Origin of the sequence: Duganella hordei, from assembly GCF_040369125.1 — a bacterium.
Taxonomy (GTDB): domain Bacteria; phylum Pseudomonadota; class Gammaproteobacteria; order Burkholderiales; family Burkholderiaceae_D; genus Rugamonas; species Rugamonas hordei.
This window is the reverse complement of the sequence record NZ_BPWI01000039.1, coordinates 1-5,141: the sequence shown is the minus strand read 5'-3', so window position 1 is coordinate 5,141 and position 5,141 is coordinate 1. Positions and strand designations below refer to the sequence as shown.

Here is a 5,141-nt window from a genome sequence, read left to right as displayed (position 1 = left end):
GGACTGGGCGGCGGCCAAGAGCATCAGCTTGTCGACGGCGGGCGGGGCGAATATCACCATCGACGGCGGCAATATCACGGTGCAATGCCCTGGTAAATTGACCATCCATGCCGGCAAGAAGGCGTTTGCCGGCCCAGCGAGCATGAACTCTGAGATGCCAGTTTTGCCGCGTGGGACTCTGGCGTTTGATGAAAAATTCCAATTGCTTGATCCATCAGGCGATCCCATCAAGAACATGCGGTATGCGATCATGAAAGAAGACGGTGCGCGCATTGAAGGCGTTACCGATGGCCAAGGTCGAATCCCGTTGCAACAGGGCTTCCGGCCGGAGAATGTTCAGATCGTAATTTTAGGTATGCTGAAATAAGGATTGATAATGTCGTCTGTGCCACCCGAGAAAGAACGTAGTCAGCAGGCTCGCCCCGGTACTGAGGGACGGCCTACGTTTGATTGGCAATTGAGCAGTACCAGCTTGCTCGATACCGTAAAACTCACGGTGCCGCCAATGATTGCGCTGCCCATTGTATTTGTGCCGGGAATAATGGGCAGCAATCTCGCGGATCTGCATGATGTCCCGGTATGGCTACTGGATCTGACTGCGGGCCTTCCGCTTAGCGTCGCTAGAAGATGGAGAGGGAAAACTCCTGGCGAGCGGCAGCAAGTTCTACATCCCGAGCGTACGAAAGTTTATCGAGACGGTAATTTGCCGAAAAAACTCACAGGGACTGTTGGCCAACAGCAAATATATCGAAACCGTGGTTGGGGGGAAGTGAGCCAAGGTAGCTACCACGATTTCCTGCTTTGGCTGGAAGAAAAAATGAATGGCCAGGGATTTAATCCGGCGAAATGGAGCGACTTTTTCTATACCGCAGTAAGCGCTACGCCCGCCCCCGGCACACGTCCCCCGGAGCCCAAATTATTCCCAGGTATTACGATGGAGATGAGCGGCTTGCCTCGTGTTGCGGAGGACCATCATTTTACCGAGCCGGTATTATCAGATGATCTGTTGAAGCGAGCGAAGTGTCGGTTTCCGGTTTATGCATGCGGTTATAACTGGCTGCAGTCCAACGAGGCGGCGGGCAACGCTCTGAAAACGCGAATCGAGCAAATTATCGCTGAGAATAATGGCGGCGCGTTCAAGTGCCAACAAGTGATTTTAGTAACGCATTCAATGGGAGGGTTGGTTGCACGGTATTGCGCCCAGCTGCCGGGCATGGAGCAAAAGATTGCTGGCGTGGTACATGGAGTGATGCCCGCCGTCGGCGCTGCAGTAGCGTATCGTCGGTGTAAGGTCGGCATGAAGGACGAGGATGCGATGGCCGCGATGGTCATCGGCGCAACGGGGCAAGAAGTCACAGCGGTTTTCGCACAGGCGCCTGGCGCCTTGCAGTTATTACCCTCAGAGGGCTACGCTCCGCGCTGGTTATCCGTCGCAGATGCCGATGGGAAGGCTACTCTGAATTTGCCGGTTTCAGACCCGTACGAAGAAATTTATTTGGTGCGAGATCGCTGGTGGGGACTGGTGCGACCGGAATGGCTATCTCCGGAGGAAGGGAAACCGATTAGCTGGAACGATTTTTCGATTAACATCAAAATCGCGAAAGCCTTTCACGCGAAGCTTGCCAAAAGTTACCACCCTCAAACGTTCGTCTACTATGGCGCGAGTGGAGACAAGTACGCGAGCTTCGAGGGCATCAAGTGGCAGATGCGCAAAGGCTTGAGTCCGGAGACCGGAAAGCCGCCTAGCGAGAACCAGGTCGCTGGTTTTTCCCACCAGGCAGTGCGGGAAGATGGAGCGAACAAAATTTTTGTAGGGGGAGAAACCAAGATGGAAACCGTTTATACCCCTGGCGGAGGCGGCACCGTTGTGACCTACGATACCAGCTTCTGGGAAATTAAAAGCGATATGCAGGATGGTAAAGGGGATGGTACGGTCCCGGTGAGTTCGGGAAAGGCACCGAGACGCGATGGTCTCGGGCATGTCAGGCAGCAGTTTCGTCTGGAGGGCTTTGCGCACGAGGGCTCTTATAACAACCCCGCGGCCCAACGCGTGACACACTATGCGATCACAAAAATAGCCGCTATGGCGAAACTATGAAATTAATCCTGAGCTTGATTTTTCTCGTAGCGGTAGTTGGCTGCGATGCGAAGAGAAACGAACATGTCACCGACACTAAAATGAACAGTGTAATGAAAACGAATTGTATTGGCCATAGTCTGATCGACCTCCCCGAGATGTATGCGTTGAAGGCGGGCGTGAGCGCGACTTTCACACCTGATCAGAATCAGGTAGAGGACGGCTATATTGACTTGGTGGTAGAGCCGCAAATGACCGCGGAGCGCTTCAAGCGTCGGGTTGGCGAGCGGCATGCCGAGCTTGCGGACGATGCCCGCATGACCTCAAGGTTATCCCAAGTGAGCGATATGCCGGCAGATGGAAAGATGTTTCGTACTCATGTCATCGAGGATGCTTATCGGAGCGAGGCGCACTGGATGTTGAACGACGTTTATCTGGTAGCGTCAATAAAGTCATTCAAGAATCAGGTGGCCGAGGCGGAAACCATGCTGCTTGACTTTGTCCATAACGTGGAGAGCCAACGAGCAGACACGACCCTAGCGTCGTTTTGTCTTGGTGGCGTGACGGTCAAGGGCAAATATCGGTCAGAGCTCGCTTCATTCCATTTCGCGACGGCGCAGGTAAGCGATACTGTGTTCTCCGTTGACGTCAATACTTATGAGAAAGACGATAAGGAGTCATTGCTCCAACGATTAGGCGGGCCGAATTCTTTGTTTAAAAAATTTGGCATTAAAGAATCAGTGCTGCGCAAGGGAGAAAAAAACGTTGCGGGCATGCGAGCGCAGGAGTGGGCATCCGTTATTCGGCCTGGGGAAAAAGGTAGTGAGCAGGACCTCTCCTTCCTGTTGGAGACCATGCGTCCAGTTCCTTCTGCAACTACACCACGAATTCATATGGAGATGGATGTGACAGGACCTAGCGCACGCGATGAGACGGCAGCGTTAGCGTTGTGGGATAGCGTCATCAAAACAGTACGCCCACGTTGATGTGACTAGGAGTGTGTACGAAAATGGTCGTCGACACTGAGCCTGAAGAGATGATGCTGCGCTTGTCTGACTGGAGGCATGAGTGAATGTCGGAGCCTTGGCGCAATCATGCCGTTGTGTCCCAGGCGTTATTGTTGGCCTATCAGGTATCACTGGAGCAGATCTTGGCGAATGGACTGGTGCGAGACGTGCATGTGAGACATGCCTACTTGACGTGGACTTGTCGGACGTAGCCCGAATAATGAACAGTTGGCGAACTGGAGAAATGCAGTTCTCCAGGCTGGAGATGAAAAGAGCGAGAATTAACGATGTGGGTGTCTTTTACGTCGGACTGGCGGCGATCGGCGCTATCGCACTGTTGGTGTTGACGACTTGCGCGAAAAATGCTGTATTCGTGAGTGTCCGCGAGGTGAACTATGCGTAGGGCAGTGTTTGAACGGTTATGGACATCCATGCTGTTGGCATTGTTGTTTGCATGCGAGCACGTTGCCATCGCGCAGGAAAGTGCAGTGCCTGCCGCGCCTTGCGCCTGCCACGCAGCGCCCTGTATCGCCACCGCGCCGCGCGCAATGTCTGTCCGCTGCCGGCCTGGTCCACCGACGTCGCCAGCAGGCGCCCGCCGCTGGCGCTGTCGGAGATGGAGCGGCGCATTGCGCTCGACGTGCTCAACAGCCCGCGCTTCGCCAATTGCGCCCCGGCGGCCATCCACGCTCAACTGCTCGACGAGGGGCGTTACGTCGCCTCTGTGCGCACCATGTACCGCCTGCTGCAAGGCTATGCCGCCGTGCGCGAGCGGCGCAATCAACTGCGCCATCCCGAGTACACCAAGCCGGAATTGCTGGCCGTGATGCCCAACCAAGTGTGGAGCTGGGACATCACCAAACTAAAAGGTCCGGTCAGGGGAACTTGTTTTCATCTGTACGTCATCCTCGATATCTTCAGCCGCTACGTGGTCGGCTGGATGGTCGCCGAGCAGGAAACCGCCGAACTGGCCGAACAACTCATCGCCGATACCGCCGCCAAGGAATGCATTGCGCCAGGCACGCTCGCCTTGCACGCCGACCGGGGCAGCAGCATGCGCTCCAAGCCGGTGGCCACTTTGCTGTCGGATCTGGGCATTGTGAAATCACACAGCCGGCCTTACGTTTCCGACGACAATCCATATTCGGAGGCGCAGTTCAAAACCTTGAAGTACCAGCCGGGTTTCCCGGCCCGCTTCGGCTCGCTGGCCGATACGCGCGCATACTGCGCGCAGTTCTTCACTTGGTACAACCAGCAGCACCGCCATTCCGGCATCGGCATGATGACGCCTGAGAGCATCCACACTGGCCGCGCCGCCGAGGTGCGCAAGCAACGACAAGCCACGTTGGCTGGTGCCTTCCAGCGCACGCCCAACCGCTTCAAACACCGCATGCCGCAGCCGCAGACGCTGCCGACGGCTGCCTGGATCAACCCGCCGAACATGGAGAAAAAAGCTGCCTGAAATCCGAGATTTAGAATCTCACCTATTCAACCAGGTGTTTCAAATTCATTGACACGCTCCGGTTGGACCCGATCCCGTTGCCGCAACGGCTGCTGTTCAAGCTTGGGGGCTCACTGGACGGTTTCATTGTGTGCCACAAGAGCCTGGCGGCACTGTTCAGAGCCAACGGCCAAAGCGGCGCAGAGTTAGTAAGGATCACGGAATATTAATATCCGCATTCGTGCAACACGTTAACTTATTTTTTAATACACTTTGTGCCAAAGAATTTTTTTGAGGCACATTATAGTGACGATGTCGTTGATCGAGCAGGCCACTGCGGCGCTGGCGCAGTTCTCCAGCGCCACCCGTTTGTACGAGCTGACGCTGGCGCAGGACGACAACGCCGACCTCGGCGCGGGCGGTCTGCTGGTCGAAGCGTTTGCCGCCGCCGACGGCGTGCAGGACGCCGGCGCGCGCGACGTCATCGTGCTGTCGACCAACGCGTTGATCGACCTGGCGCCGCTGCTGGGGCAACAGGCCAGCCTCGCCGTCAGCCTGGCCGACGGCAGCCGCACGCAATTTCACGGCGAGATCACGCAGGCCGCCATGCTGGGCA

The 5,141-nt window shown here is 55.9% G+C and carries 4 protein-coding genes and 1 pseudogene; all 5 read left to right on the top strand.

Features of this window, described 5'->3' with window-relative positions:
- Window positions 1-367: DUF2345 domain-containing protein (locus ABWW33_RS32835; RefSeq protein WP_353405605.1), on the top strand; the 367-nt coding region annotated here is incomplete at its 5' end.
- A gap of 105 nt (window positions 368-472) precedes the next feature.
- A complete protein-coding gene (locus tag ABWW33_RS32830; protein ID WP_353405604.1) occupies window positions 473-2,098 on the top strand; it encodes a Tle4 family T6SS lipase effector in 1,626 nt (541 codons plus the stop codon).
- Window positions 2,095-3,063 carry a T6SS immunity protein Tli4 family protein gene (locus ABWW33_RS32825; RefSeq protein WP_353405603.1) on the top strand — a complete coding sequence of 323 codons (969 nt, stop codon included), beginning with the start codon at window positions 2,095-2,097 and terminating at the stop codon, window positions 3,061-3,063. Before ABWW33_RS32830 ends, ABWW33_RS32825 begins: the two co-directional genes overlap by 4 nt.
- Before the next feature lie 442 nt (window positions 3,064-3,505).
- Window positions 3,506-4,546 carry an IS3 family transposase gene (locus tag ABWW33_RS32820; RefSeq protein WP_444551026.1) on the top strand — a complete coding sequence of 347 codons (1,041 nt, stop codon included), beginning with the start codon at window positions 3,506-3,508 and terminating at the stop codon, window positions 4,544-4,546.
- 270 nt (window positions 4,547-4,816) lie between these two features.
- A pseudogene (locus ABWW33_RS32815) lies at window positions 4,817-5,141 on the top strand (type VI secretion system tip protein VgrG); the annotation flags it as partial.

Bases quoted from the DNA above. Each gene is read 5' to 3' on its own strand.
- ABWW33_RS32825 (WP_353405603.1), top strand. From the start codon at position 2,095: ATGAAATTAATCCTGAGCTTGATTTTTCTCGTAGCGGTAGTTGGCTGC.
- ABWW33_RS32820 (WP_444551026.1), top strand. From the start codon at position 3,506: ATGGACATCCATGCTGTTGGCATTGTTGTTTGCATGCGAGCACGTTGC.